Source organism: Mesorhizobium sp. YM1C-6-2 (assembly GCF_003666685.1).
GTDB lineage: Bacteria > Pseudomonadota > Alphaproteobacteria > Rhizobiales > Rhizobiaceae > Mesorhizobium_K.
The window spans coordinates 177,910-201,906 of the sequence record NZ_RCIZ01000001.1 but is presented as its reverse complement, the minus strand read 5'-3'; the positions used below and the strand labels follow the sequence as shown (position 1 = coordinate 201,906).

The following is a 23,997-nucleotide window of genomic DNA, read 5'->3' as shown; positions in this document are numbered from 1 at the left end:
AAGTTGGCGGAGACCTCGGACAGCAAGGCTGGGAAAGCCGTCCCGACGGACCGCCCCATGGAAAAGCTGTGGGCGGACAACGACGAGACGCGCACCTCCGACGATCCGTCGCTGGTCGTCGACGTCGCCGGCTTCGAGGGCCCGCTCGACCTCCTGCTGCATCTCGCCCGCAACCAGAAGGTCGATCTGGCGCGCATCTCGGTGCTGGCGCTCGCCGAGCAATATCTCGTCTTCATCGAGACCGCCCGCAAGCTGCGCCTCGAACTCGCCGCCGACTATCTCGTCATGGCCGCCTGGCTGGCCTTCCTGAAGTCGAAGCTGCTGATCCCTAAGCAGCCCGGCGACGAGGGCGAATCGGGCGAGGAAATGGCCGCCGTGCTGCAGTTCCGCCTGAAGCGCCTCGAAGCGATGCGCGATGCGGCCTCCCGGCTCGTCAACCGCAATCGGCTCGGCCGCGACGTCTTCGCCCGCGGCATGCCCGAACTCGTCATCGTCGAGAAGCGCAACGAGTGGTCGGCGACGCTCTACGACCTCTTGACCGCCTATGCGGTGCAGCGCCAGCGCCAGGCCATCGACCGGGTGAAGATCGCCCGGCGCGGCGTCTGGTCGCTCAAGGAGGCGCGCGACATCCTCTCGCGCATCGTCGGCGAAATGCGCGACTGGACCGCGCTCGACCAGTTCCTGATCGACTATCTGACGACGCCGGAGGATCGCGCGACCGCGATCGCCAGTTCCTTCGCCGCGAGCCTCGAGCTCATCCGCGAGGGCACGCTGGAGGCGCGCCAGGAGGTTGCCTTCGCGCCGCTCTATCTGCGCGGCCGGCAGCAGCAGGCCAGAAAGTCCCTTGAGGTGGTACCATGACTGAAGGCAGCGGCTCCGTCGTACCTTTTCCGATCGCCGACACTGTCGCCGACGAGGTCGAGGAAGAAGCGGCTCCGGTTCTCAATCCCGCCGAGCGCCTGCACCTCGCCGAAGCCGTGCGCATGGCGGAAGCCATCGTCTTCGCCAGTGCCGAGCCCGTCAGCGAGAAGCAGATCGGCCAGCGCCTGCCCGAAGGCGTCGACGTGCCCGCCGCCATGGCCGAGCTGCAGCAGATTTATGCGCGTCGTGGCGTCAACCTGGTGAAGGTCGGCGACGGCTGGGCCTTCCGTACCGCCGGCGACCTCGCCTTCCTGATGAGCCGCGACAGCGTTCAGCAGAAGAAGCTTTCCCGCGCGGCACTCGAAGTGCTCGCCATCATCGCCTATCACCAGCCGGTCACCCGCGCCGAGATCGAGGATATCCGCGGCGTCGAGACCTCCAAGGGCACCATAGACACGCTGATGGAGACGGAATGGATCCGCATGCGCGGCCGCCGCCGTACTCCCGGCCGTCCCGTCACCTACGGCACCACCGATACCTTCCTCGACCATTTCGCGCTGGAGGAGATCCGCGACCTGCCCGGCATGGAGGAGCTGAAGGGCGCCGGACTGCTCGCGGCCCGCATGCCGGCGAACTTCTCGATGCCGACGCCGCCGGCCGATCCCGACGAGCTTACCGAGGACGAGGATCCGCTGACTGACGTCGACCTCGAGGAACTCGGTCTGTTGACACCCAAGGCGACAGATGATTGACCGGCTGCCGGGAAAGCAGGGTGCCGGGCGATAAGTCCACGTCGCCCGCCCCGCACTGGAGCCTGCCGGTTGAACGTCCAGCGTAGCAAGTCCGAAACCCCGGCCGCTTCCTCGCGGGTGACGGCGGGCGTCACGTTTGCGGCGAAACTCGCCTTCGAGCACATCAGGCATTCGTTCAATTCGGATCGCGAGACGCTGGCCGACATCTCCTTCGCGGCCGAGCCCGGCGAGGTGCTTTGCCTGCTCGGTCCCTCGGGCTCGGGCAAGACGACCTTGCTCAGGATCGCCGCCGGCATCGAGCCGCAGAGCTCAGGCCGCGTCCTGCTCAACGACCGCGAGATCGCCGGCCCCGCGGTCTTCCTGCCGCCGGAGCAGCGCTCGATCGGGCTGGTGTTCCAGGATTTCGCGCTCTTTCCGCACCTCACCATCCTCGACAATGTCCGCTTCGGCCTCACCGCTTTGTCGCGCGAAGAGGCGCGACGCGAGGCGCATATCGCGCTTTCCCGCGTCGGCCTGGAGCATCATGCGAACTCCTTCCCGCATGTGCTTTCCGGCGGCGAGCAGCAGCGCGTCGCACTTGCCCGCGCGCTGGCGCCCCGGCCGGCCGTGCTTCTGATGGACGAACCGTTCTCCGGCCTCGATTCGCGTCTCAAGGACAGCGTGCGCGCCGAGACGCTGGCCATCCTGCGCGAAAGTCGCGCCACCGCCATCGTCGTCACCCACGACGCGGAGGAGGCGATGCGGCTCGGCGACCGCATCGCGCTCATGAAGTCGGGCAGGCTGGTCCAGGCAGGCCGCGCCGAAGAGCTTTATCTCAATCCGGTCGATCTTTTCGTCGCCGGCTTCTTCTCCGAGCTCAACCTGTTCCCGGCAAGGGTCAGGGACGGCATGGCCGATACGCCGGTCGGCAAGGTCTTAGCCCCCGGGCTGGCCGACGGCGCGGCGGCCACCGTCGCCGTCAGGCTGTCCGGCTTCGACGTCGGCGAGAGCGAGGGCGAGACGGAGGCGCGCATCCTGTCCCGGCGCTATCTCGGCGTCGTCGAACTCATCGAATTTGCGGTTTCAGGCGCCGAAACGCCCGTCCGGGCGCGGGTCCGCTGCGGCGCATTGTCTCCTAACGCGCGAGATATCTGGCTTTCGTTGCGCAAGTCTGACGTACTTGTGTTTGAAACTGGCGACGAAAACGCATAGATCGTAGCTAGAGAAACATGGGAAGAGAGTAACAAATGGGTTCCTTTTCAATCTGGCACTGGCTGATCGTGCTGGTCGTCGTGCTGCTGGTCTTCGGACGCGGCAAGATCCCCGAGCTGATGGGCGACATGGCCAAGGGCATCAAGAGCTTCAAGAAGGGCATGGCCGACGACGACACCGCCGACGATCCCAAGACCGTGGAGCATCGCGCCGACGAGGCGATGAACTCGGCCAAGGAAAAGGCTTCCAAGAGCTGACGCCCGGGAACGTCCCGGGCCAATAGAGCCGGACAGAAGCCAATGTTCGATATCGGCTGGACCGAGATGCTGGTGATCGCGGTCGTCATGATCGTGGTCGTTGGGCCGAAAGACTTGCCGAAGATGCTGCGCACCTTCGGCAAGACGACGGCGAAACTGCGCGCCATGGCCGGCGACTTCCAGAAACAGTTCAACGAGGCGCTCAAGGAAGCCGAGCTGGACGACGTCAAGAAGTCGGTGGACTCGCTGCGCAGCCTCAATCCGACGACAGAGATCAAGAAGCAGCTCAATCCCTTCGAGAAGGCCGCGGCCGATGTCCGCGCCGGCCTCGACACGCTGAAGCCCAAGCCGCCGGAGCCTGCTTCGCCCGTCGCCGCCGCAAGCGAGCCGCTGAAGAACGGCGCCGCGGCCATGCCCGGCGAAGCCGCGACGCCGCCTGCTTCCACGCCGGCTGCCTCTACGCCGGCGCCTGCCGCTGTTGCGGCAGCAGCGGCAACGGGCTCCACGGCCGCAGCGCAGCCTGCCGCCAAGGCTGCCGCCCCGAAGAAGGCGGCGAAGCCCCGCGCCCCGAAAAAGACCGCCGTCGCGACCGGTGAGGCCAAGCCCAAGGCCGCGCCCCGCAAGAAGAAAACCGAAAGCAGCGCGACGTGAGCAACACCGACCAGGACGAGATCGACAAATCGTCGGCCCCGCTCATCGAGCATCTGATCGAGCTGCGCTCGCGGCTGATGTGGTCGATCGGCGGCTTCTTCATAGCCTTCCTGGTCTGCTTCTTCTTTGCCAAGCAGCTTTTCAACATCCTGGTCATCCCCTTCCAGTGGGCGGTCCATTGGGCTGGCCTCGCCGACCAGAAGGTCGAGCTCATCTACACCGCGCCGCAGGAGTTCTTCTTCACCCAGATCAAGCTCGCCATGTTCGGCGGCCTGGTCGTGGCCTTCCCGCTGATCGCCGCGCAGATCTACAAATTCGTGGCGCCCGGCCTCTACAAGAACGAGCGTAGCGCCTTCCTGCCCTTCCTCATCGCCTCGCCGATCCTGTTCCTGATGGGCGGGGCGCTGGTCTATTTCTTCTTCACCCCGATGGTGATGTGGTTCTTCCTCGCCATGCAGCAGACCGGCGGCGACGGCGAGGTGCAGATTTCCCTGCTTCCGAAGGTGTCGGAATATCTCAGCCTCATCATGACGCTGATCTTCTCCTTCGGCCTGGTCTTCCAGTTGCCGGTCGTCACCACGCTGATGGCGCGTGTCGGGCTGCTGTCCTCCGCGGCGCTGGCCGACAAGCGCAAATGGGCGATCGTGATCGCCTTCATCGTCGCCGCCGTGCTCACCCCGCCCGATCCGGTCAGCCAGATCGGTCTCGCCGTGCCGACCATCATCCTCTACGAGGTTTCGATCTGGGCGGCGCGCATGGTGGAGCGCAAGCGCGAGGCCGAGCGGCTTGCCCGTGAGCGGCAGGAAGCCGCCGAGGAGGCCGCCGGCAAGTCGGCGGAAACCACGTCCGCCGCCGAATAGTCCGATCTTCCTGGTTGCCGCCAAGGCGAAAGCACCGGTGGCACTAGCCTTCGCGAAAAGAAGGCTCAGGATGCTGCCCTTGCAGAGGGTGGAATCCATGACGGCGCCGACCATCGAGACGGAGCGTACGATCCTCAGGGCGCATGGGCTCGGAGACTTCGAAGCCTATGCCGCGATGTGGACCGACCCGGTCGTTACCCGCTTCATCGGCGGCAAGGCGCGCAGCCGCGAAGAGACCTGGGTCAGGTTGCTGCGCTATGTCGGCATGTGGCCGCTGATCGGCTACGGCTTCTGGGCGATCGAGGAGAAGGCGACGGGCCGTTTCATCGGCGAGGCCGGTTTCCATGACCTCAAGCGCGACCTCGTTCCATCGATCGAAGGCACGCCGGAGGCCGGGTGGGCGCTCATCCCGACGACGCATGGCAAGGGCCTCGCCACCGAAGTCCTCGGCGGTATTCACGCATGGGCGGAGGGCCGGCCCGGCTTCGACAGGACGGTCTGCATCATCGATCCCGGAAACGCGCCGTCGCTCGCCGTCGCGCGCAAGCTCGGCTATCGCGAAAAGCTGAGAACGGCATATCACGGGCAGCCGACCATCCTGCTCGAACGCCGCAGCGGCAAGCCGGCAGCCTCCCAGCCATAGCCGACGATAATATTCAACCGAAAGGTTGACTTTCATAATCGTACGCATATATTCAACCACATGGTTGAGCTTCTTGCGCCCGAACTGGACACCGTTTTCCACGCCCTCGGCGATCCGACGCGGCGGCGCATGTTGCGCCAGCTTGCGGATGGCGAGCGCACGGTGAGCCAGCTTGCCGAACCCTTCTCCATCTCGCTTGCCGCAGCCTCCAAGCACATCAAGACACTGGAAAGCGCTGGCCTGATCCGCCGCGACGTGCGCGGGCGCACGCATTTCTGCCGCCTCGACCCGGGTCCGCTGGCCAGCGCCCATGAATGGCTGAGCTTCTACGAGCGCTTCTGGAGCGGCCGCCTGGATCAGTTGGAGCGCCTGTTGCGCCAGGACGATGCCCGCAGGCAATCGCCGGTCACCCCCGAGAAATCGCCAGTCACCCCCCACCCCAAAGAACCCGACCCGAAAGAAGGAGACGATCAATGAACGCACATTCCGCCATCGACGCTTATGGCGTCCTCATCGAACCGACCACATTGAAGATCCAGCGCCTTCTGCCGGGCCCGCTCGAGCGCGTCTGGGACTATCTGACCGACAGCGACCTGCGCCGCCAATGGCTGGCGGCCGGCCCGATGCAACTGAAGGTCGGCGCGCCCTTCGAATTCGTCTGGCGCAACGACGAGCTCTCCACGGGGCCTGCCCGGCGGCCGGCCGGTTTCCCCGAGGAACAGCGCATGAAGAGCCGCATCACCGAGGTCGATCCGCCCCGCAAGCTCTCCTTCACCTGGGAAGACAGTGGTGACGTGACCTTCGAGCTGGAGCGGCAGGGCGGCGAAGTGCTGCTCACCATCACCCATCGCCGCCTGCCTGATCGCGGCACGCTGACCAAGGTGGCGGCCGGCTGGCATACGCATCTGGACGTCCTTGCCGCGCGCGCCGCGGGCAGGGAGGCTGAGCCGTTCTGGGAACGCTGGAGCCGCCTGCGCACGGAATACGATCGGCTCCTGCCGGCCTGACGAGACAGCATACGAACCCAGCGTCCCGCGGAACGGGCGCTGGGATAGCAGCAGGCCCGGCAGCGCCGGGTCCGCTTCCCGTCCGGGAACCTACGAGCGGTCCAGCACTTCGCGCAGTTTTGCGGCAAGCTGGTCCAGCGTGAACGGCTTGGCGATGAAGTTGACGCCCGGATCGAGCACGCCATTGTGCACCACGGCGTTCCGGGTAAAGCCGGTGGTGAACAGCACCTTCAGCCCCGGCCGTCCCGCCAGTGCCTCTTCCGCGAGTTTCCTGCCGTTCATCGCCGGCATCACGATGTCGGTGAAGAGCAGCGCGACATCAGGATATTCGGCGAGCTTCTTCAGCGCCTCTGCCGCGCTGCCGGCATGGACCACCACATAGCCGAGCTCGCGCAGCGCATCGACCGTGCCGATCCGCACCCTTTCGTCGTCCTCGACCACCAGCACGGTCTCGGTCGGCCGCCGCGCGGCGTCGACGGCGCTTTGCGGCTCCGGCGCCTCCTGCTCTTCGCCGAAATACCGCTTCAGGTAGATCTTGACCGTGGTTCCTTCGCCCAGCTCGGAGTAGATCTTGACGTGCCCGCCGGACTGCTTGACGAAGCCGAACACCTGCGACAAGCCGAGCCCCGTCCCCTTGTCCACCGGCTTGGTGGTGAAGAACGGCTCGAACGCCTTCGCCAGCACATCCGGCGTCATGCCGGCGCCCTTGTCGGTGACGGCGATCATCACATACTGGCCGGCGACCACCTCCGCATGGCTTGCCGCGTAGCCGTCGTCGAGATGGCAGTTCGCCGTCTCGATCGTCAGGCTGCCGCCGTCGGGCATGGCGTCGCGCCCGTTCACCGCGAGGTTGAGGATGGCGTTCTCGATCTGGCTCGGGTCGGCATGGGTCTTCCAGAGCCCGCCGGCGAGCACCGTCTCCACCGAGATCGTCTCGCCGAGCGTCCGCCGAAGCATGTCGGACATGCCGGTCACCACGCGGTTGGCGTCGATCACCTGCGGCGCCAGCGGCTGCTGGCGCGAGAAGGCGAGCAGCCGGGTGGTCAGGCCGGCGGCGCGGCCGGTCGCATCGGTCGCCGCGTCGACGAACTTGCCGATGTCGGTCTCGCCGCGCGCCAGCTTGCGCTGGATCAGGTTCATGGCGCTCATGATCACGGCGAGCATGTTGTTGAAGTCGTGGGCGATGCCTCCGGTGAGCTGGCCGACCGCCTCCATCTTCTGCATCTGGCGCACCTGCAGCTCGGCGGCCTCGCGGGTGGCGATCTCGTTGCGCAGCGCCTCGTTCGCGGCGAGCAGCCCGGCATGCGCGGTCTCCACGTCGCGCATGCGCCGGCGCGCGTCATAGAGGCCGTAGGCGCCGACCGCGACCACGCCGAGCAAGGTGAGGATCGAGGCCCAGCGCAGCAGCTCGTCGATGCGCTCGGAGACGGCGAGCCGCTGCTGCAGGTCGGCGCTCTCGCCGCGGCGCATCTCCCCGATGACGCCGCGGATGCGGTCCATCGAAGCCTTGCCGCGGTTGGTCCGCAGGAGCGCCAGCGCCTCGGCGGCGTTGCCGGCCCGGTAGAGGGCTATCGTCTCGTCGATCTCGGCCATCCGGTCGCCGAGCGCATCGCGCAGGGCAGCCAGTTGCGCGCGCCGCTCCGGGCTCGACGCGACGGCCTCGCTGATCGCCTCCAGCTGGCCGGGCAGCGCCGACACGGCGGAGCGGTAGGGCGCGAGATAGGGCTCCTCTCCCGTCAGCAGGAACCCGCGCTGGCCGGTCTCCGCGTCCTGGGCGAGCGAAAGGGTCGTTACCAGCTGGTTGTCCAGCACGGCGGCGGCCCGCGCGGCGTTGTTGCTGTCGCGCTGCGATTCGATCAGCAGCGAGCGCGCGCCGACGATCGCGCCGAGCAGGACGAAGCCCAGCGCCAGCGGCAGCAATTGCAGATGAACCGCCCTGCGTAAGCGCGTTATCATCGAGAAGGTCCCGCGGCCGCGAACCGCAGCCCTTGGATTTCGTAAGCAAAGCGCACCGCGAAGACAAGCACCGACATACCTGCGGAGCTAAGCAACGGCCATTTGAATTTTGTGTTCAACGGCGACAAGATGGGGCCGAACAGGATGGAGAGGTCATGTCCGAGATCGCATCGATCGCCGCCGCCATCTTCAAGCGCGCCGCCGGCACGCAGCGCTTCATCGTCGCCATCGCCGGACCGCCGGGCTCCGGCAAGTCGACGCTTGCCGAACGGCTGCACGAAGTCCTGCCCCAGGAGAAATCGGTCGTCGTGCCGATGGACGGCTTCCATTTCGACGATGCCGTGCTCAACGATCGCGGCCTGCGCCCGCGCAAGGGAGCGCCGGAGACGTTCGACTATGCCGGCTTCGCGGCGCTCCTGAAACGAATCCGCGCCGCCGAGCCCGAGATCGCCATTCCCGTCTTCGACCGTTCGATGGAACTGTCGCGCGCCGGCGCGGCCATCGTCGGCTCCGACGTGAAGTTCGTCCTCGTCGAGGGCAACTATCTCCTGCTCGACGAGGAGCCGTGGTCGGCGCTGGCCGGCCTGTTCGACTTCTCGGTCTTCGTCGATGTCCAGCGCCCGGAACTGGAGCGGCGGCTGATGGAGCGCTGGCGCGGCCACGGCAAGTCGGACGACGACGCCCGCGCCTGGATCGCGTCGAACGACCTGCCCAACATAGAGCGGGTGCTCGCCCGCCGCCGCAACGCCGATCTCGTCGTCAGCTATTCCGAGCAGTTGGCCTGAGGGAACCAACCGCTGCGCGGTCCGTTGTTCGCGAGCGGCGCACCGCGCCAGCCAGAAGGAAGAGGGCAATGGCAACAAAGGCAAAGAAGGCAGCTCCCGCGAAAGCGAAGACTGCGTCATCGAAGGCAACGCAGTCGAAGAACGGGGCAGGCCCGGCGGTGGCGGCGCGAAGCAAGGACGCCAAGAAGACGTTCGGCAAGGCCGCGCCCAAGACCGTGAAGCCGGCGGCCAAGTCGAGCGCCAAGCCGGCCGCCGCGCCGAAGAGCGCCGCGGAGAAGCCGTCCGTGGCGCGCCGGGTCATCAGCAAGGTGACCAGGACCGCGACCGGCGCCGTCGCCAAGGCGGCATCGGTCATCGGCAAGGACGGCGGGGCCGCCAAACCGAAGGGCAAGTAGCCCGGCCGGCTATCCGCGCGATTATCCGCGCGCGGGTATCGTCAGGCCCTTCTGCACCGCAGGCCGCTCCAGCACCCGCTTCAGCCAGGCGTCGACATTCGGAAAATTGTCGTAGCCGACGATGTCGCGCGCCTCGTAGAAGCCGATCAGGTTGCGCACCCAGCCGGCATGCGCGATGTCGGCGATCGTGTATTCGTCGTCCATGAACCATTTGCGGCCCGTGAGCCGCGTCTCCATGACGCCGAGCAGCCGCTTCGATTCGTCGGCATAGCGGTTGAGCGGGCGCTTGTCGGCGATCTCGCGTCCGGCGAATTTGTGGAAGAAGCCGACCTGGCCGAACATCGGCCCGACCGACGCCATCTGGAAGAACACCCACTGGATGGTCTCGTAGCGGCGCGCCGCATCGGCCGGGATGAGCCTGCCGGTCTTCTCGGCCAGGTAGAGCAGGATGGCGCCGGACTCGAACAGGCCGATCGGCTTGCCTCCAGGCCCATCCGGGTCGACGATCGCCGGTATCTTGCCGTTCGGGTTGAGCGACAGGAATTCCGGCGTCCAGCTCTCGTTCTTCATGATGTCGACGAGATGCGGCTCGTAGGCGAGCCCCAGTTCCTCCAGCGCGATCGACACCTTCACGCCGTTCGGCGTCGGCAGGGAATAGAGCTGTATCCGGTCGGGATGCTCGGGCTTCCAGCGCGTGGCGATGGGGAAGGCGGAAAGGTCGGTCATGTCGGCTCCGGGGAAGAATGAGAGATTTGGCGCAGGTCAGCCATAGAGGCATGTAGCAACGGCATCGCGCACGATCCATAGGCCCAAATCGGTGTATAATGGGGGCCTGTCGATGACGCTCCTCTGCTGGCGCTGGCCCGCGGTATCGAGGTCAAGCGACGGGCAGCGGGCGGAGCAGGGAGGAGAAGGCCATGGCAATCTTCTTGGACCGGCACGACATGAAAGGGGTGACCGCGGCGGAAATTGCCGACGCGCACCGCAAGGACCTCGAAATCCAGGACCAATACGGCGTAAAATTCCTCACCTACTGGTTCGACGAGCAGCGTGGCACGACGTTCTGCCTCGTCGAGGCGCCCGACAAGCACACCGCGCAATGCGTCCACCGCGAGGCGCACGGTCACGTGGCCGGAGAGGTCGTCGAGGTGGCTCTTTCGGCGGTGGAGGCTTTTCTCGGCCGCATCCATGATCCTGAGCCTCTCATGGGGCAATCGCATGCCAGCCTCGACTCCGGACACCGGGCGATCATGTTCACCGATATCGTCGGCTCTACCAGGATGACGGAGCGCCTGGGGGACCGGATGGCGACCGAGATGGTCCGTGCGCACGATTCCATCGTGCGTCGATGCCTGACCGCATCCGGTGGACGCGAGGTGAAGCATACCGGCGACGGCATCATGGCGTCCTTTGCCGCCACGGCGGAAGCCATCGATTGCGCGATCACGGTCCAGCGGGGTTTTGCGCGCTATAACCGCGGAAACGCAGAACCCCTACACATCCGGATCGGGCTCGATTGCGGCGAGCCGGTCGAGGACAGCAACGATCTCTTCGGCTCGACGGTCCAGCTTGCAGCCCGGCTGTGCTCGGCGGCTTCGCGCGACCAGATTCTGGTTTCGGCGAACATCCACCGGGAGTGCGGCTGCCAGGATATCCTTGAGCCGCTCAAGCCGCGCCGGCTGAAGGGATTCTCGCAGGCCGTGCAATCGTTCCAGTGTGCCTGGAGTGCGGGATAGCGATGCAGCGGAACATGGCGCGTGCCTCGCCGGCCGCGCTGCCGCCCGCCGGTCAGGCCGCCTTGAACGCCACCACGGCGTTGGTGCCGCCGAAGGCGAAGCCGTTGCTGACCGCCACGCGCACCTTGCGCTCGCGCGCGACGTTCGGCGTCACGTCGAGATCGCATTCGGGATCCGGCTCGCGATAATTCGCCGTCGGCGGAATGACGCCGTCGCGCATCGCCATCACGCAGGCGATCATCTCGAGCGCGCCGGATGCGCCGAGGCAATGGGCATGCATCGACTTGGTCGATGACACCGAGAGTTTCGCGGCATGCTCGCCGAACACCTGCTTGATCGCCACCGTCTCGATCTGGTCGTTGGCCTTGGTGCCGGTGCCGTGCGCGTTGAGGTAGTCGACGTCCTCGGGGTTAAGCCCGGCGTCCGCCAGGCAGGCGCGCATCGCCGCCGCCGGCCCCTCGACGGTCGGCGCAACGATGTCGGAGGCATCAGCCGACAGGCCGACGCCGGCGAGTTCGGCGAGGATGGTCGCTCCCCGCGCCCTGGCATGTTCGTAGGTTTCGAGCACGGCCATCCCGGCGCCCTCGCCCATGACCACGCCCTGCCGGTCGGCGGAGAAGGGCCGGCACGTGTCGGGCGAGATAATCCTGAGCGCCTCCCAGGCCTTCAGCACGCCCCAGGAGAGCGGCGCTTCGGTGCCGCCGGCCAGCATCACGTCGGCGCGGCCGAGCAGCAACTGGTCCATTGCACTGGCGAAGGCATGGTTCGCCGACGAACAGGCAGAGGTGACGCCGAAGGTCGGTCCGCGCAGGCCGAGATTCATGCTGACCTGGCCGGCCGCCGCGCCCGGCATGATCTTCGGCACCGCGAAGATCTCGGCGCGCGTTTTCTGCTCGACCAGCAGTTTTCGATAATTATCGTCGGTCGTGTCGGCGCCGAAGACGCCGACGCCGACTGTCACGCCGGCCCGGTAGCTGTCTTTCTCGCTGAGCTGGAGGCCGGCCTGCGCCATCGCCTCGCGCGCGGCGATCACCGCGAACAGGCTGAAGCGGTCCATCGATACGGTCCGCTTGCGCTCGATGCCGTGGTCGGGCAGTTCCTTGATCTCGCAGCCGGTCTTGATCTTGATGTCGGCCAGCGTTTCGCCGCTCAGTTGCCCGATCGCCGAGCGGCCCTCGCGCATGGCGCTCCAGATCGACGCCGCGTCGTTGCCGAGCCCGCAAAGCCCGCCTATGCCGGTGACGACGATGCGCTGCCGCATTCAGAGCCTCTCCGGGCCGGGTTGAAACGTTCTGCCGCAGCGAGCCGGGGACAAGGTCGCAGCCTGGACTCTAGGCTTTTTTCGCGATCAGGGCGCGAACGGCCTCGATCATGTCGTGGACGGTCTTCAGATTGCTCCAGGCCTCGACCGTGTTCATCTCGATCTCGATCCCGTAGGCCTCTTCGAGATCGAAGATGATCTCGGTCAGTTCGAGCGAATGGATGCCGAGCGAGGTAAGCTCCGTGTCCGGGCCGATCTCGCCTATCGCGGGATCGGAATGCTCCTTGATCTTGGAGATGATGTCCTCGGCAAGCTGGTCAGCCATCGCGCCCTTCCAGATTTGTGCGTTGTCCCAACGCGCCTGCGTCTCCGACATTGATGTCGAATATGTCGTTCCTCCGGGCCTCTCGGCCCCCCTTCCGCTCCCCTGCTGCCGCCGGGAACCTGCCCTCTATAGAAAGCCGCAAGGCCGGAAGCAACAACGGAAGTTTGCCGCAAACGGCCGTTTACGGCGCGTGATCCCGTTCAGAAACCAGGCTGCTGGAGGATTGCTGGACGCGGCTGACGCCGCGTTTCCGCAGTATGGCGGAGCTTTCGGCGTACCGCATGGGAGGTGAAACTGCGGCGATCGCCTGCCCGGCAAACGCCGCCTTTATCCACCGGTGAGAGCGCTTCGCCTCGCTCGCCGACCTTGCGGTGCGCTCAGGCTCGGCCGGACGTTGAGGCTGATACGGAGGCCGTTCCGGATTCGGCAGGATGTCCCCGCGAAGCCGTGGGCAAGGCCCGGATAGGTTATTATCCGGCGGGCTTGGCCGCCGCGAAGATCACCACGCCGTTGGCGTCGTCGAACTCCACGGCCAGCACGTCCTGCGGCAGGATCTGGCGGGAATCGATGGCGTGGAAGAGCATCGCGTTGCCCTCGATCTCCTTGCGCAGCTCGGCGATCTCGGCTTCGCGTTCCTTCACCTTGGCCTCGATCTCCGGCGGCGGCCCGCCTTCCGTGCGGGCCGCGTCGGGCAGGAACACGATATCCACCTTGGCGAGGTTCGAGGTCTTGCGCACGATCGCGGTGTTCTCGGCGGTCTTGTCGATCGCCGCGATCAGCCGTACCGCATCGGTCGCGGCCTGCGTCTCTTCTTCCTGGACTTCGGTGCCGATGATGGCGTCGACGGCCTGCTGGTTGTCGGTGCCCTGCTGCGCCAGCACCGGGCCGGCGGCCGGCATGACGGAAAGCATGATTGCGGCGGCGAAGGCCGGCAGCCATCTTTTGTCGGGGAGGGTCAGGCCAACGGCGGTGGGGTCCAGGGTGGTCGTCATCACATGCTCCGCGGATAGTCTCTGCCCGGCGCTTGCCGCCAGGTTAACGGACCAAAACGACAACCCTTTGACCGCAGTTCCCGAAAGTTGGCAATTTGTCGCGCCGCGCCTGCCGGGTTCCGGCAGGCGCGTGAGGCCGGCGTGGCTACGTCGGCTTTAGCTGGCCTTCTTGGTGATCAGCGTCAGCGCGCCGTCGGCGCCCATGCTGGCGGCGATCACCTGGGCGGAGGTCATGCCTTTCGCCTCCAGCGCCGACTTGAGCTGCGGCATGCCGTCGATCGACGTGCGCAGCCTTTCGAGGTCCGCCTCGCCGCGTTGCGAAACGACGTCGTTGACCTGTTTCTGCGTGTCCTCGGGCAGTTCCTCTATGTCGATGACGCTGACGCTGGTGATGTTCGGCGCCTCCGGAGCCGCGGCCGGCGGTTCGGCCTGGGCAGGGGCTTGGGTCGGAGCCTGCGCGGGGGCCTGCTCCGACTGTGCCTGCGCGCCGGTCGCCATGGCGAAGGCGAGCGTGACGCCCGTCGCCAGAATCGTGATCATGCGCATGAGTTTCCCTTCCTTATGCTTGCGGTCGGTGGTCTTGGGGGGAGTGCGCGGTCGAGTTCACACGTCCAATGAGACCGGAAGCCGTCGGCGAGCGGGCCATTCCTTGTTTATTCTATGGCCGGAATGTGAGCCCGCCCGATCCTCTGGCCGTTGTCGCCGGTCGGTGGCGCCGCGCCGTTTTCTGTTTTAGCCTTTCCGGCTCATGCCAATGGAGTTCGGAAAAATGTACCAGGCCGTCGGCGCGCGCGGGTCGCGCATCTCCCGCGTGCTCTGGATGTTGGAGGAACTCGGCGTTCCCTACGAATTCGTCGAGATCGGCCGGCGTTCCCCCGAGGCTTATGCGCTCAATCCGTCGGGCAAGGTGCCGATCCTAATCGACGGCGATCTCAAGATCACCGATTCGGCGGCGATCTGCGTCTATCTGGCCGACAAGCACGCGGACATGGGTTTCGGCGCCAATCCGGGGCTCGCTGGGCGCGCCGAGATGGATGGCTGGATGCATTTCGCGCAGTCGGAGTTCGAAGCGCCGCTCTGGAACAAGCTGCGCCACCGCTTCCTGCTGCCGCCGGAGCTGCGCGTCGATGTCGGCCCGGCCGCCGCCTATGACTTCGCCAACGAGGTCAAGGCGCTCGACGGCCGGCTTGGCGACGGCGACTATGCCCTCGGAAGCCGCTTTTCGGCGGTGGATGTGATGCTCGGCGACATCGGCGCCTGGGCGCGCGGCGGCCGCTTCACCATCGGGTCGGATCGCGTCAACGCCTATCTCGACCGCGTCCTCTCGCGGCCTGCCCGGGCGCGCGCCCAGGCCAATGGCGGAGCGCTCGCCAAAGGCGGATTGCGGCAACCCTAGCCATCGTCATGATGCGCCGGCCCGGTGGCGCAGCGGTGCTTTCCGCTCTACCTTGCCTCGCCTTGAGGTTGCAGCGGATTCACCATGGAACAACTTCCCCTCGCCCACGACGTGTTCCCCCATATACGCATCGTCATGGGCATGGTGATCGGGCTCGGTGTCACGCGGCTCCTGTCCGGCGTGGCCCGCATCGTCCAGCATCCCAGGCAATATCCGCTCTATTCCGTCCACCTCCTCTGGGTGACGTCGGTGCTTTTGATGCTGGTGCATTTCTGGTGGTGGCAGTTTGGCCTCTACGGCATCGCCAACTGGACCTTCGGCATCTAGCTCTTCGTGCTCGTCTATGCCGTCTCGCTGTTCCTGCTGTGCGCCTTCCTGTTCCCAGACTCGATGCAGGACTACAAAGGCTACGAGGACTTTTTCTACGCACGGCGCGGCTGGTTCTTCGGCCTGCTCGCGGCGACCTATCTGCTCGACGTCGTCGACACGCTGATCAAGGGCGAGGAGCATTTCGCCCGTTTCGGCGTCGAATATCTCGTCCGCACGCCGCTCTTCGTCGGGCTTTGCCTCGTGGCCATGCGCACGGACAACCGCCGCTTCCACGCCGGCTTCGTCGCCTTCACGCTCATCTACCAGGTGTCGTGGATCGTGCGGCTCTTCGACCGGATCGTCTGAGCCCGCTTGGCAAGCCGCATCCCAGGACGCATGATGGCCCCGCAACGACGGCGGTCACATGAAGCTTTCCATCAACACCGATTTCACCAAATTTCCGCGCGCGGTCTCCGTGGCGCCGGCCGGCAGCGCGTCGGGCGCCGTCGCCGGCAGGGCGCTGCTTGCGCATGACGAGCGGCATCTGCGCCGCCGCGCCGTCGACCTCGCCGAAGGGAGCGAAATCCCCGGCGGCAAGGTCCTCGTCGACCTCACCGAGCCGGTGACGCTCGCCGCGGGCGACCGGCTGGTGCTGGAGGACGGCCGCCAGATCGAGGTCGACGCCGCGCCCGAGCAGCTCCACACCGTCCGCGCCCGTGACGCGGCGCATCTCGCCGAACTCGCCTGGCATATCGGCGAGCGGCATCTCGCCGCCGCCATGGAAGCCGACCGTCTCCTCGTCCTGCGCGACCCTGCAATCAGGGCTATGCTCGAAGAGCTCGGCGCCACCGTCACCGAGGTCGTCGAGCCGTTCCTGCCGGTGCACAGCGTCCATTCCGGCCATTCGCACGAGCACGGCCACGAGCATCATCATCACCACCACCATGGTCATGACCATGACCACGGGCACGGCGAGCGCGACGCCTACGGCCGCCTGCCCGGCGATCCGCATTACGGCCACAACCATGCCTGAGCGCCGCTGCTGATGGCGATCTACCGAGCCAGCCAGCAGCGGGGTTCATGGGTGGCCGAGCTGCTCAACGGCCATGCCGAACTCGGCGTGCCCGCCGACGATCCGCTCGTCGCCGTGCTGATCGACGACGAGGAAAGCCATATCGACTGGAAGGCCGGCCGATACGTTTCCAGGCAGGCGAGCAGCGGCCTTGCCGACTGGTGGAACAAGCCCTCGCACGAGGAATGGCGCCGGCTGCTGCGCGACGGCCGGCCGGTCCTGCTGCGCAAGGGCATGGACTGGACGACGCGCACCGCCGGCCCGAAGATCGGCTTCTTCTCGATTGAGGCGCCGGAATTCGGCGAAACGGAGTTTTCGGTCCGGCTCACCGGGCGGCTCGGCAGTTGCGCGTGAACAAGGCGAAAGACGCCGCGCCGATTTTCCCGTTGCCCCACCGCCCGCCGCTCTGGCATGGTCCCTCGACACGGAGGAACGCGCCATGACCGTCACGCAGCTGAAAACCGGCAAGCTCACCAACCTGCCCTTCTACGAGGAGCGTGTCGACCTCGCCGCCGCCTTCCGCTGGACGGCACGGCTGAACATGCACGAGGCGGTCGCCAACCATTTCTCCCTCGCCGTCAACGACGACGGCACCAGGTTCCTGATGAATCCCAACCAGGTGCATTTCTCGCGCATCAAGGCGAGCGATCTCCTGCTGATCGACGCCAACGACCCCGAGACGCTCACCGGCCCCGACGCGCCCGACCCAACCGCCTGGGGCCTGCACGGCGCCATCCACCGCAACGTGCCGCATGCGCGCTGCGTCATGCATGTGCATTCGATCCACGCCACCGTGCTGGCCTCGCTGGCCGATTCGCGCATGCCGCCCATCGACCAGAACTCCGCCATGTTCTACGGCCCGCGCCAGGTGATCGACGAGAATTACGGCGGGCTGGCCTTCGAGGAGGAGGGCGAGCGCTGCTCGCAGCTGCTTTCCGACGCGCGTGCACAGGTCATGATCATGGGCAATCACGGCATTCTGGTCATCGGCGCCACGGTGGCCGAGGCCTGGAATCGCATGTTCTATTTCGAGCGCGCCGCCGAGACCTACATCAAGGCGCTGTGGACCGGCCGGCCGCTGCGCACCCTCTCTGACGAGATCGCCGAAAAGACGGCGGCCGAGCTCGACAACTATCCCGGCCAGGCCGACCGCCACCTCTCGGAACTGAAGGCGATCCTCGACGACGAGGAGCCGGTCTACCGGAGCTAGAACAATTCCAGCAAAAGTGCGCCGCGGTTTTGCTGGAATTGCGTAAACACAAATAGATAGAGCAGCCGCTCCGGAAGCCGACCGGTTCTCAGCCGGACCGCCTCCGACCGGCGGTTGGCTTAAAGCATCCCCAGCAGCCGCCTGACGTCCTCGGCCGTGTTCGCCGTCAGCGCGCCTTCCGGCCCCTTCATCGGCCGCTCAGGCCAGAAGATGGTGCGCATGCCGGCGGCGAGCCCGGCGCGCGAGCCGGTATTGCTGTCCTCCATCACCACCGTGTCGGCCGGATCTATGCCGGTCAGCCAGGCGGCGCGCAGGAACGGCTCGGGATGCGGCTTGCCCTCGGCGACGTCGTTGCGCGACACCGACCTGAAGCCCGGCTCGACGAGGCCGACCGCCCTCAGATTGGCGTCGACCACCAGCCGGTCCGAGTTCGACACCACCGCCTGCACCACGCCCATGCGCTGCAGGTCGCGGAAGATCTCCATCGCCCCCTCGCGCGGCTTCAGAGCCGGCGCGTGCTTCAGGTAGTGGTCGTATTTCCGCCGGATCCAGTCGTCGAAGGGCAGCTTGAGGCCGAACTCGTCGCGCATCATCTCGTAGACCGGCCAAGCCGCTATGCCGAGCACGCGCTCATGCAGGTCCGGCGGCGGCGAGATGCCGACGCTCTTCATCGCCGAGACCAGCGCCTCGTCGTGCAGCGGCTCGCTGTCGATCAGCGTGCCATCCATGTCCCAGTAGACTGCCTTCGGCGTCATTGCGTCTTCCTTCTGTGCGCCCCTTACTGCGCCATTCCCGCCGGAAAATCGAATCTCAATTTTGGCGCAGCCCGCCGCCTTGGGCTTCCAGTCCGGTCAGGCCAGTTTTCCGGATCTTTTGGCGATTTGGCGAAGAAATCCGTCCCGATCCGCCTGCCTGGCGATCCTTGTGAACAAATTCTGGGTGCTGGCGAAGGCCGATGCCGCCAAGCCATTGGGATCGCAGGCGGATTTCGGAGCACATTTGGGCAGTCAATGAAATCTATCCACCTTTCCGGCGTTTTCGCCGCGATTCTCGAAAAATGCGGGCGCGCGGCTTCGGCAATTGCCTCAAGCGCATTTGGCGCCGCCAGCGAATATTCGCCCAGCCAAGTCGACAATTGCACAATGCGTCATTCCCTGCGACAGTGCCGCGCCTTCGGCCGAGGCCGGAGCTTGGGACAGGCAAATGAACATTCGGCAGGAAACCGCCACGAATCCGAGGCTCGACGACGCGGCGCGCGCCGGCTGGCTCTATTACGTCGCCGGCAACACGCAAGACCAGATCGCAGCGAAGCTCGGCATCTCCAGGCAGACGGCGCAGCGGCTGGTGTCGCTTGCCGTGTCGGAGGGGCTGATCAAGGTCCGCGTCGACCATCCGATCGCCAATTGCCTCGAGCTGGCGGCGAAGCTCAGGTCGCGATTCGCGCTGGACCTGGTCGAGGTGGTGCCGACCGACCCGACTTCGACCTCCACCACGATCGGCATCGCCGAAGCGGCCGCGGCAGAGATCGAACGCCGGCTCCGCTCCGAAACGCCCATAGTGATGGCGATCGGCACCGGCCGCACGCTGAAGGCGGCGATCGAGCAACTGCCGCCGATGGACTGCCCGCAGCACAAGATCGTCTCGCTCACCGGCAACATCGCGCCGGACGGCTCGGCCGCCTTCTACAACGTCATCTTCACCATGGCCGACCGTATCAAGGCGCGCGCCTTTCCGATGCCGCTGCCGGTCATCTCGTCCTCGGCGGAGGAGCGCGCCATGCTGCTCAGCCAGCCGATGATCCAGCCGACGCTGGCGCTCGCAGCACAGGCCGACGTCACCTTCGTCGGCATAGGCGATCTCGGCCCGAAAGCGCCGCTCTACGAGGACGGCTTCGTCACCGAGGCCGAACTCAAGGCGCTGCAGAAGGCGGGCGGTGTCGCCGAGATCGTCGGCTGGGTGTTCGACCGCGACGGCCGGCAGATCGAGGGCGTCACCAACGACCGGGTGGCTTCGGCGCCGCTGCCGTCGCGCGAGCGCTCACTGGTGATCGCGCTCGCCATGGGCGAGAACAAGCTGCCCGGCATTCTCGCCGCCGTCACCCGCCGGCTGGTCAACGGGCTCATCACCGACGAGCGGACCGCCGCGGCGTTGCTCGGAGCCGCTGCCTAAGCAGGCTTATGACGCGCGCGGCGTCAGCGTGAGCAGGTCGAGGCGGCGCAGGCGGGCGTCGGCCTCCGCCAGGCCGCCGTCTGCCAAGCCGATGTCGCGGCGCATATAGTCGGACATCTCGTCGAGATGGAAACGCTTGCGGTGCAAGACGTTGGCGATGGAGCGAATGGTCTTTCCGGCGCGAAGGTAACGCATGGTCGTCATCCTCGAAGGGGTCGATCTCGTTGCGTTACATATGAGCCGGCGCGGCCTTGCCGGCCAATCGAACCTTGCATAGGATGCATAAGGAGGACTTATGCATGAACCTGCCGCCGCTCGCCGCCATCCGTGCCTTCGAGGCTGCCGCGCGGCTGTCCTCCTTCACCCGTGCCGCCGAGGAGTTGGCGATGACCCAGGCCGCGGTCAGCTACCAGATCAAGGTGCTGGAGGACCGCGTCGGCCAGCCGCTCTTCACCCGCAAGGCGCGTCAGGTCGAACTCACCGAAACCGGCCGCGCGCTCGCCGCCGGCGCCTCGGAAGCGCTGCGCATCCTCGCCGAGAGCTATGAGCAGGCGCGCACCGGCGGCCAGGGGACGCTGTCGATCAGCACGATCCCGACCTTCGCCGCCAACTGGCTGGCGTTGCGTCTGGGTTCCTTCCAGATCGCCCATCCGGCGATCGCCGTCAGGCTGGAAACGTCGGACCGCGTGGTCGACCTCGCGCAGGACAACATCGATGTCGGCATCAGGACGGGAGGCAAGGGCGAGTGGCCGGGGCTCGCCTCGCACCGCCTGTTCATGGCCGATTTCACGCCGATGCTCAGCCCCTCGCTGGCCGCCACGATCGGCGGCGTCAGGGAACCGGCCGATCTGCTGAGGCTGCCGATCGTCGATGCCGGCGATCCCTGGTGGGCGATGTGGTTCGACCTCGCCGGCATCGACGCGCGCGAGAACCTCGCGGCGAGGACGCGCAGCCAGCTCAACTCGCAGGCCTTCGAGGGGCGCGCTGCCGTCGCCGGCGTCGGCGTCGGCATCCTGACCCGGGAGCTGTTCACCGCGGAACTCGACAATGGCAGCCTGATCCAGCCTTTCGACATCGTCGGCAATGACGGCCACGCCTATTGGCTGGTCTATCAGCAGGCGCGCCGCAACGTGCCGAAGATCAGGGCGTTTCGGGACTGGCTGCTGAAGGAGATCGGCGCGTCGACGGGCATGGTGGCCTGAGCGGCCGCGTCACGGGTTTTGATCGGCAGACGACTGGTCGGCCGCGCCGCTCCCCATTCCCATTCCGCCGCCCATTCCACCTCCCATCCCGCCGCCGCCTCCTCCGCCGCGGCCCCCGCCCTGCCCGCCGCGCTCGCTCTTGCCACGGCCGCCCGAGCCGGACGGGCGCGCCGGCCCCTGCATCGGGATCGCCAGGTCAGGCGGGATCGGCGCCAGATCGAGCGCCTCGCGGATGAAGCCGCGCAGCGAGACGACAAGCTCGTGCGTGTGCACGGGACGTCCGGCGACCAGTTCGGTCACGGCGCGCTCGGCAAGCCGGACCTGCTCCTCCGTGCCGAGCAGGATGATGTCCGACAGTGCCGCCTCGACCGCGTCGCGGATGCGCCGCGGGCGGTCGAAGCCGGTCAGGTTCCCGGCGTCTTCATCGTCGGGTTGGGCGCCTTCCTCCGCGTCCGCCGGCGGGCGTCGCATCTGGCTGAGATGCCTGGGATCGACGGTGAGATTGCCGGTGAACGAGCCACCCAGCACCTTGTAGGCCGCGATCAGCGTCTTCAGGCGTTCGTTGATCTGGCGGTTTGCCCGCTCGCGCCGCTGCTGGATGGTGACCATCATCAGCAGGCGGATGCCGATGCTGATCAGCGTGAAGAGAGCAAGGCCGATCAACGTCACCAGCAGGCTTTGCCATGAAGTGAAATCGATGTTGCGAAACAATGGCCTCTCCGCGTCGCTCTCTCGCGGCGAAGCTTATGTGCCTTTGGCCCGGCGATCCAGTTGGCTTACGCCGCGGACTGCGTGGCCGCCTCGGCGAAGCCCGAGCCGAGGGCCGCGTCCTGCGGTACGACGCGCACATGCAGCGGCCTGGCGCTGCCGCGGATGGCGATCTCGCGCGCCTCGTAGTCGCTGAGGTCGAGGCCGGAGAGCGCCACCACGGTGTCGGACACCACGATCGCCGCGTTGAATTCCTTGGCCGCCGATTCCAGCCGGCTGGCGACATTCACCGTGTCGCCAATGGCGGTCACATGCATTGTGTCGCCATAGCCCATGGCGCCGACGATCGTCGGCCCGGCATGGATGCCGATCGCGACCTTGAGCGGTGCGGGAAGTTCGGCGGCGAGTTCCTCGCTCAGCCGGTCGAGTTCGGCCAGGATCGCCGCCGAGGCGGCAAGCGCCTGGCGGCAGGCCTCGGCCGTCGACGTGTCCAGCCCGAACAGCGCCATGGCGCCGTCGCCGATGAACTTGTCGAGCCGTCCGCCCGACTTCTCCACCGCGGTGCCGACGATGGCGAAATAGCGGTTGAGCAGGAAGACGATGTCGTAGGGCAGGCGATGATCGGCGAGCGCGGTGAAACCGCGGATATCGCAGAAAAGCACCGCGATGTCCTGCTCGCGGCCCGGCCTCGCCCGCCCGGCGCCTGCCGGCAGCAGACGTTCGCGGTCGGCGACGAGCAGCGGCAGCACGGTGAGCGGCGCGGTCGGCCGGAGCTGGCAGGCCAGCCGTACGCTCGGATCGGCATGAATGCGCGAAAGCGTTGCGCGCTCCAGCGGGGCCGGTGGCGGCAGCGCCTCGCTGCCCGCCGTCACCCTGACGCGGCAGGTCGAGCAGCGGCCGCGGCCGCCGCAGACAGCATAATGCGGAATCCCGCCGATTCGGCTCGCCTCGAGCACGCTGGAGCCCCTGGGCACACGCACGACTTGGCCGCTTTCGTAGCGGACCTCGATCAGGTTGCGCCGCGCGATCGCCTGCCGCAGGCCGCGCAGGGCAAGGGTCGCCGCGACGGCGCCGATTGCAACGGCGTAGGCGAGGTTCAGGAAGGCGGTCTTGGTGAGGTACACGGTGGCAAGCCGCTCGGCCATGATGGCGTCCGGCGTCGGCGGTGTCGGCTGCGCCAGCACGACCTTGCCGGCTTCGGCGAAACCGAGAAGCCCGAGGACCGGGACGAGCACCGCGCCGATCAATAGGAAAGGCGCAGCAGTCGGGTACCAATCGCGGTAGCGCAGCCAGAAATGCAGGCCGAGGCAGCCATGCGCCCAGATCACCAGCAGCGCGAAGACCTGCTTCACGCCGGTCGCGGGAGAATCGATCCAGAGCGCGCGGGCCACGAATTCGTAGTCGACATCCAGGCCGGTGATCGCCCTGTAGACGTGGACGCCGATGACGTGCTCGGCGATCAGGAGAGGGATCAGAAGGCCGAGCAGCACCTGCGCCGCTTCCTTGCCCGGCATCTTCAGCGTGCGCCTGAGGTAGAGCGTGCGCAGCACCAGCACGATATGCACCGTTGCCGCGCCATAGAGGAGGATCTTCGCCGGAAGGATCCGCCATGGCTCGGTCAGCCATTCGAGGCCGGCATCCGCCGTGTCGATCGAGACCAGGTTCAGCGCCACATTGGCGAGGTGCATGGCCACGAAGAGCATCAGCACCAGGCCGGAGACGAGGCGCGCGGTCCGGAAATGCCGTTCTCGCGCCTGGCTGCGGCCCGGAGCGACAGCGGGGCTGGCCGGGATAGGGCCGTCCGGGATGGGGCTGGTGGGGGCGGGCGGGGAAACTGAGGTCATGCGGCGCGCGCGCCCTTTTTCGATCCTGATGCAAATTGGCAGTCCGGCGGGCCGGCTTCAATGGGCGGCAGCGAAACGCTGTGTCCACCGAAGCAGGACCACGCGACCCGGGTGGTCGACGGCATAGCCTGCACCGCAGTGCGTCACAGGTGGATAGATTTTCGCGAGGCCCGTATTCGCACCGGGAACTACCGAGCCGGAACAAGGGCTTGCCGGGAAAGCTGCCTGGGAAACCCCGGAATTTGTTCACAACGAGGGCGCGGTGCCGGAAAACCGACGCCTTTGCTGGAAACCCCGCCTGCTCCGGCGACTTCCGGTGTGTTTTGGAAGATTTGAGCCTAGCCTTAACGCGGCTGCCTCGCATGCCGGTCCCTCGCCTCGCAACTGCCAGCCGGAACCCTTGCTGCTGCAGCGC

29 protein-coding genes and 1 pseudogene are annotated in these 23,997 nt (G+C 66.6%); 20 read left to right on the top strand and 10 right to left on the bottom strand.

The window, feature by feature from the left end; all coding sequences use genetic code 11:
• Positions 1 to 57 precede the first annotated feature (57 nt).
• The 9 genes from D8676_RS00995 (at position 58) to D8676_RS00955 (ending at position 6,222) form a co-directional block, all read left to right on the top strand.
• Positions 58 to 861, top strand: a complete 804-nt coding sequence (locus D8676_RS00995) for a ScpA family protein (RefSeq protein ID WP_121578974.1) — start codon at positions 58 to 60, stop codon at positions 859 to 861.
• Positions 858 to 1,613 (top strand): SMC-Scp complex subunit ScpB, encoded by a 756-nt coding sequence (scpB, locus tag D8676_RS00990; protein ID WP_121578973.1) that lies wholly within the window; start codon positions 858 to 860, stop codon positions 1,611 to 1,613. The genes D8676_RS00995 and scpB overlap by 4 nt, the downstream gene beginning before the upstream one ends.
• Positions 1,614 to 1,682: 69 nt before the next feature.
• A complete protein-coding gene (locus D8676_RS00985; protein WP_245426510.1) occupies positions 1,683 to 2,804 on the top strand; it encodes an ABC transporter ATP-binding protein in 1,122 nt (373 codons plus the stop codon).
• Between the two features lie 35 nt (positions 2,805 to 2,839).
• A complete protein-coding gene (locus D8676_RS00980; RefSeq protein ID WP_121578972.1) occupies positions 2,840 to 3,061 on the top strand; it encodes a twin-arginine translocase TatA/TatE family subunit in 222 nt (73 codons plus the stop codon).
• 42 nt (positions 3,062 to 3,103) lie between these two features.
• A complete protein-coding gene (gene tatB, locus D8676_RS00975) occupies positions 3,104 to 3,712 on the top strand; it encodes a Sec-independent protein translocase protein TatB (RefSeq protein ID WP_121578971.1) in 609 nt (202 codons plus the stop codon).
• Positions 3,709 to 4,572, top strand: coding sequence for a twin-arginine translocase subunit TatC (gene tatC / locus D8676_RS00970; RefSeq protein ID WP_121578970.1), 864 nt, complete (start codon positions 3,709 to 3,711; stop codon positions 4,570 to 4,572). The genes tatB and tatC overlap by 4 nt, the downstream gene beginning before the upstream one ends.
• 97 nt (positions 4,573 to 4,669) lie before the next feature.
• Complete coding sequence (locus D8676_RS00965; RefSeq protein WP_183096915.1) at positions 4,670 to 5,215, top strand: GNAT family N-acetyltransferase; 546 nt, start codon at positions 4,670 to 4,672, stop codon at positions 5,213 to 5,215.
• 60 nt (positions 5,216 to 5,275) lie between these two features.
• Positions 5,276 to 5,692 (top strand): metalloregulator ArsR/SmtB family transcription factor, encoded by a 417-nt coding sequence (locus tag D8676_RS00960; protein WP_121578968.1) that lies wholly within the window; start codon positions 5,276 to 5,278, stop codon positions 5,690 to 5,692.
• Positions 5,689 to 6,222: an SRPBCC family protein gene (locus tag D8676_RS00955; protein WP_121578967.1), complete on the top strand. Its 534-nt coding sequence runs from the start codon at positions 5,689 to 5,691 to the stop codon at positions 6,220 to 6,222. Before D8676_RS00960 ends, D8676_RS00955 begins: the two co-directional genes overlap by 4 nt.
• Before the next feature lie 90 nt (positions 6,223 to 6,312).
• On the opposite strand, the gene D8676_RS00950 is transcribed toward D8676_RS00955, so the two are convergent.
• The gene (locus D8676_RS00950; protein ID WP_121578966.1) at positions 6,313 to 8,178 is read right to left on the bottom strand and encodes a CHASE3 domain-containing protein; all 1,866 of its coding nucleotides are present in this window, start codon (positions 8,176 to 8,178) and stop codon (positions 6,313 to 6,315) included.
• 155 nt (positions 8,179 to 8,333) lie between these two features.
• On the opposite strand from D8676_RS00950, the gene D8676_RS00945 reads away from it, so the two are divergent.
• Entirely contained in the window at positions 8,334 to 8,963 is a 630-nt protein-coding gene (locus D8676_RS00945; protein WP_121578965.1) for a nucleoside triphosphate hydrolase, read from the top strand.
• Positions 8,964 to 9,031: 68 nt separating this feature from the next.
• Positions 9,032 to 9,358, top strand: coding sequence for a hypothetical protein (locus D8676_RS00940; RefSeq protein WP_121578964.1), 327 nt, complete (start codon positions 9,032 to 9,034; stop codon positions 9,356 to 9,358).
• A 21-nt stretch (positions 9,359 to 9,379) separates the two neighbouring features.
• Here D8676_RS00940 and D8676_RS00935 read toward each other — a convergent pair whose 3' ends face one another.
• Positions 9,380 to 10,084 (bottom strand): glutathione binding-like protein, encoded by a 705-nt coding sequence (locus tag D8676_RS00935; protein ID WP_121578963.1) that lies wholly within the window; start codon positions 10,082 to 10,084, stop codon positions 9,380 to 9,382.
• A gap of 191 nt (positions 10,085 to 10,275) precedes the next feature.
• Between D8676_RS00935 and D8676_RS00930 the strand changes: the two genes are divergently transcribed.
• Positions 10,276 to 11,094 (top strand): nickel-binding protein, encoded by an 819-nt coding sequence (locus D8676_RS00930; RefSeq protein WP_121578962.1) that lies wholly within the window; start codon positions 10,276 to 10,278, stop codon positions 11,092 to 11,094.
• A gap of 52 nt (positions 11,095 to 11,146) precedes the next feature.
• Here the strand turns inward: D8676_RS00930 and D8676_RS00925 are convergent, their stop codons facing one another.
• The 4 genes from D8676_RS00925 to D8676_RS00910 form a co-directional block, all read right to left on the bottom strand.
• Positions 11,147 to 12,355 (bottom strand): beta-ketoacyl-[acyl-carrier-protein] synthase family protein, encoded by a 1,209-nt coding sequence (locus tag D8676_RS00925; protein ID WP_121578961.1) that lies wholly within the window; start codon positions 12,353 to 12,355, stop codon positions 11,147 to 11,149.
• Between the two features lie 70 nt (positions 12,356 to 12,425).
• Positions 12,426 to 12,680, bottom strand: coding sequence for an acyl carrier protein (locus tag D8676_RS00920; protein ID WP_121579691.1), 255 nt, complete (start codon positions 12,678 to 12,680; stop codon positions 12,426 to 12,428).
• Positions 12,681 to 13,150: 470 nt separating this feature from the next.
• Entirely contained in the window at positions 13,151 to 13,672 is a 522-nt protein-coding gene (locus D8676_RS00915) for a hypothetical protein (protein WP_121578960.1), read from the bottom strand.
• A gap of 156 nt (positions 13,673 to 13,828) precedes the next feature.
• Complete coding sequence (locus tag D8676_RS00910) at positions 13,829 to 14,212, bottom strand: hypothetical protein (RefSeq protein WP_121579690.1); 384 nt, start codon at positions 14,210 to 14,212, stop codon at positions 13,829 to 13,831.
• A 229-nt stretch (positions 14,213 to 14,441) separates the two neighbouring features.
• Between D8676_RS00910 and D8676_RS00905 the strand changes: the two genes are divergently transcribed.
• The 5 genes and pseudogenes from D8676_RS00905 (at position 14,442) to D8676_RS00885 (ending at position 17,659) form a co-directional block, all read left to right on the top strand.
• On the top strand, positions 14,442 to 15,068 hold the full coding sequence (locus D8676_RS00905) for a glutathione S-transferase family protein (RefSeq protein ID WP_121578959.1): 627 nt from the start codon (positions 14,442 to 14,444) through the stop codon (positions 15,066 to 15,068).
• 84 nt (positions 15,069 to 15,152) lie between these two features.
• Positions 15,153 to 15,743: pseudogene (locus tag D8676_RS00900) on the top strand (hypothetical protein).
• Between the two features lie 58 nt (positions 15,744 to 15,801).
• Complete coding sequence (locus D8676_RS00895; RefSeq protein WP_121578958.1) at positions 15,802 to 16,410, top strand: urease accessory protein UreE; 609 nt, start codon at positions 15,802 to 15,804, stop codon at positions 16,408 to 16,410.
• 12 nt (positions 16,411 to 16,422) lie between these two features.
• Positions 16,423 to 16,803 carry a hypothetical protein gene (locus D8676_RS00890; RefSeq protein WP_121578957.1) on the top strand — a complete coding sequence of 127 codons (381 nt, stop codon included), beginning with the start codon at positions 16,423 to 16,425 and terminating at the stop codon, positions 16,801 to 16,803.
• Between the two features lie 85 nt (positions 16,804 to 16,888).
• Positions 16,889 to 17,659 (top strand): class II aldolase and adducin N-terminal domain-containing protein, encoded by a 771-nt coding sequence (locus tag D8676_RS00885; protein WP_121578956.1) that lies wholly within the window; start codon positions 16,889 to 16,891, stop codon positions 17,657 to 17,659.
• 119 nt (positions 17,660 to 17,778) lie between these two features.
• On the opposite strand, the gene D8676_RS00880 is transcribed toward D8676_RS00885, so the two are convergent.
• Positions 17,779 to 18,414 (bottom strand): HAD family phosphatase, encoded by a 636-nt coding sequence (locus D8676_RS00880; RefSeq protein ID WP_121578955.1) that lies wholly within the window; start codon positions 18,412 to 18,414, stop codon positions 17,779 to 17,781.
• A gap of 61 nt (positions 18,415 to 18,475) precedes the next feature.
• Here D8676_RS00880 and D8676_RS26950 point away from each other — a divergent pair, with 61 nt between their 5' ends.
• Positions 18,476 to 18,673 (top strand): hypothetical protein, encoded by a 198-nt coding sequence (locus D8676_RS26950; RefSeq protein ID WP_147448124.1) that lies wholly within the window; start codon positions 18,476 to 18,478, stop codon positions 18,671 to 18,673.
• Between the two features lie 189 nt (positions 18,674 to 18,862).
• On the top strand, positions 18,863 to 19,828 hold the full coding sequence (locus tag D8676_RS00875) for a sugar-binding transcriptional regulator (RefSeq protein ID WP_121578954.1): 966 nt from the start codon (positions 18,863 to 18,865) through the stop codon (positions 19,826 to 19,828).
• Between the two features lie 6 nt (positions 19,829 to 19,834).
• Here the strand turns inward: D8676_RS00875 and D8676_RS00870 are convergent, their stop codons facing one another.
• Positions 19,835 to 20,023, bottom strand: a complete 189-nt coding sequence (locus tag D8676_RS00870) for a hypothetical protein (RefSeq protein ID WP_121578953.1) — start codon at positions 20,021 to 20,023, stop codon at positions 19,835 to 19,837.
• 104 nt (positions 20,024 to 20,127) lie between these two features.
• Between D8676_RS00870 and D8676_RS00865 the strand changes: the two genes are divergently transcribed.
• On the top strand, positions 20,128 to 21,030 hold the full coding sequence (locus D8676_RS00865) for a LysR substrate-binding domain-containing protein (RefSeq protein ID WP_245426508.1): 903 nt from the start codon (positions 20,128 to 20,130) through the stop codon (positions 21,028 to 21,030).
• Between the two features lie 9 nt (positions 21,031 to 21,039).
• Here D8676_RS00865 and D8676_RS00860 read toward each other — a convergent pair whose 3' ends face one another.
• Positions 21,040 to 21,741, bottom strand: coding sequence for a hypothetical protein (locus tag D8676_RS00860; RefSeq protein WP_121578951.1), 702 nt, complete (start codon positions 21,739 to 21,741; stop codon positions 21,040 to 21,042).
• 65 nt (positions 21,742 to 21,806) lie between these two features.
• On the bottom strand, positions 21,807 to 23,441 hold the full coding sequence (locus tag D8676_RS00855; RefSeq protein ID WP_245426579.1) for an adenylate/guanylate cyclase domain-containing protein: 1,635 nt from the start codon (positions 23,439 to 23,441) through the stop codon (positions 21,807 to 21,809).
• Between the last annotated feature and the right edge of the window lie 556 nt (positions 23,442 to 23,997).

Coding starts and splice junctions, on each gene's coding strand:
- D8676_RS00995 (WP_121578974.1), top strand. CDS start 58: ATGGAAAAGCTGTGGGCGGACAACGACGAGACGCGCACCTCCGACGAT.
- scpB (WP_121578973.1), top strand. CDS start 858: ATGACTGAAGGCAGCGGCTCCGTCGTACCTTTTCCGATCGCCGACACT.
- D8676_RS00980 (WP_121578972.1), top strand. CDS start 2,840: ATGGGTTCCTTTTCAATCTGGCACTGGCTGATCGTGCTGGTCGTCGTG.
- tatB (WP_121578971.1), top strand. CDS start 3,104: ATGTTCGATATCGGCTGGACCGAGATGCTGGTGATCGCGGTCGTCATG.
- D8676_RS00965 (WP_183096915.1), top strand. CDS start 4,670: ATGACGGCGCCGACCATCGAGACGGAGCGTACGATCCTCAGGGCGCAT.
- D8676_RS00960 (WP_121578968.1), top strand. CDS start 5,276: ATGGTTGAGCTTCTTGCGCCCGAACTGGACACCGTTTTCCACGCCCTC.
- D8676_RS00955 (WP_121578967.1), top strand. CDS start 5,689: ATGAACGCACATTCCGCCATCGACGCTTATGGCGTCCTCATCGAACCG.
- D8676_RS00950 (WP_121578966.1), bottom strand. CDS start 8,178: ATGATAACGCGCTTACGCAGGGCGGTTCATCTGCAATTGCTGCCGCTG.
- D8676_RS00945 (WP_121578965.1), top strand. CDS start 8,334: ATGTCCGAGATCGCATCGATCGCCGCCGCCATCTTCAAGCGCGCCGCC.
- D8676_RS00940 (WP_121578964.1), top strand. CDS start 9,032: ATGGCAACAAAGGCAAAGAAGGCAGCTCCCGCGAAAGCGAAGACTGCG.
- D8676_RS00935 (WP_121578963.1), bottom strand. CDS start 10,084: ATGACCGACCTTTCCGCCTTCCCCATCGCCACGCGCTGGAAGCCCGAG.
- D8676_RS00930 (WP_121578962.1), top strand. CDS start 10,276: ATGGCAATCTTCTTGGACCGGCACGACATGAAAGGGGTGACCGCGGCG.
- D8676_RS00925 (WP_121578961.1), bottom strand. CDS start 12,355: ATGCGGCAGCGCATCGTCGTCACCGGCATAGGCGGGCTTTGCGGGCTC.
- D8676_RS00920 (WP_121579691.1), bottom strand. CDS start 12,680: ATGGCTGACCAGCTTGCCGAGGACATCATCTCCAAGATCAAGGAGCAT.
- D8676_RS00915 (WP_121578960.1), bottom strand. CDS start 13,672: ATGACGACCACCCTGGACCCCACCGCCGTTGGCCTGACCCTCCCCGAC.
- D8676_RS00910 (WP_121579690.1), bottom strand. CDS start 14,212: ATGATCACGATTCTGGCGACGGGCGTCACGCTCGCCTTCGCCATGGCG.
- D8676_RS00905 (WP_121578959.1), top strand. CDS start 14,442: ATGTACCAGGCCGTCGGCGCGCGCGGGTCGCGCATCTCCCGCGTGCTC.
- D8676_RS00895 (WP_121578958.1), top strand. CDS start 15,802: ATGAAGCTTTCCATCAACACCGATTTCACCAAATTTCCGCGCGCGGTC.
- D8676_RS00890 (WP_121578957.1), top strand. CDS start 16,423: ATGGCGATCTACCGAGCCAGCCAGCAGCGGGGTTCATGGGTGGCCGAG.
- D8676_RS00885 (WP_121578956.1), top strand. CDS start 16,889: ATGACCGTCACGCAGCTGAAAACCGGCAAGCTCACCAACCTGCCCTTC.
- D8676_RS00880 (WP_121578955.1), bottom strand. CDS start 18,414: ATGACGCCGAAGGCAGTCTACTGGGACATGGATGGCACGCTGATCGAC.
- D8676_RS00875 (WP_121578954.1), top strand. CDS start 18,863: ATGAACATTCGGCAGGAAACCGCCACGAATCCGAGGCTCGACGACGCG.
- D8676_RS00870 (WP_121578953.1), bottom strand. CDS start 20,023: ATGCGTTACCTTCGCGCCGGAAAGACCATTCGCTCCATCGCCAACGTC.
- D8676_RS00865 (WP_245426508.1), top strand. CDS start 20,128: ATGAACCTGCCGCCGCTCGCCGCCATCCGTGCCTTCGAGGCTGCCGCG.
- D8676_RS00855 (WP_245426579.1), bottom strand. CDS start 23,441: ATGCTCTTCGTGGCCATGCACCTCGCCAATGTGGCGCTGAACCTGGTC.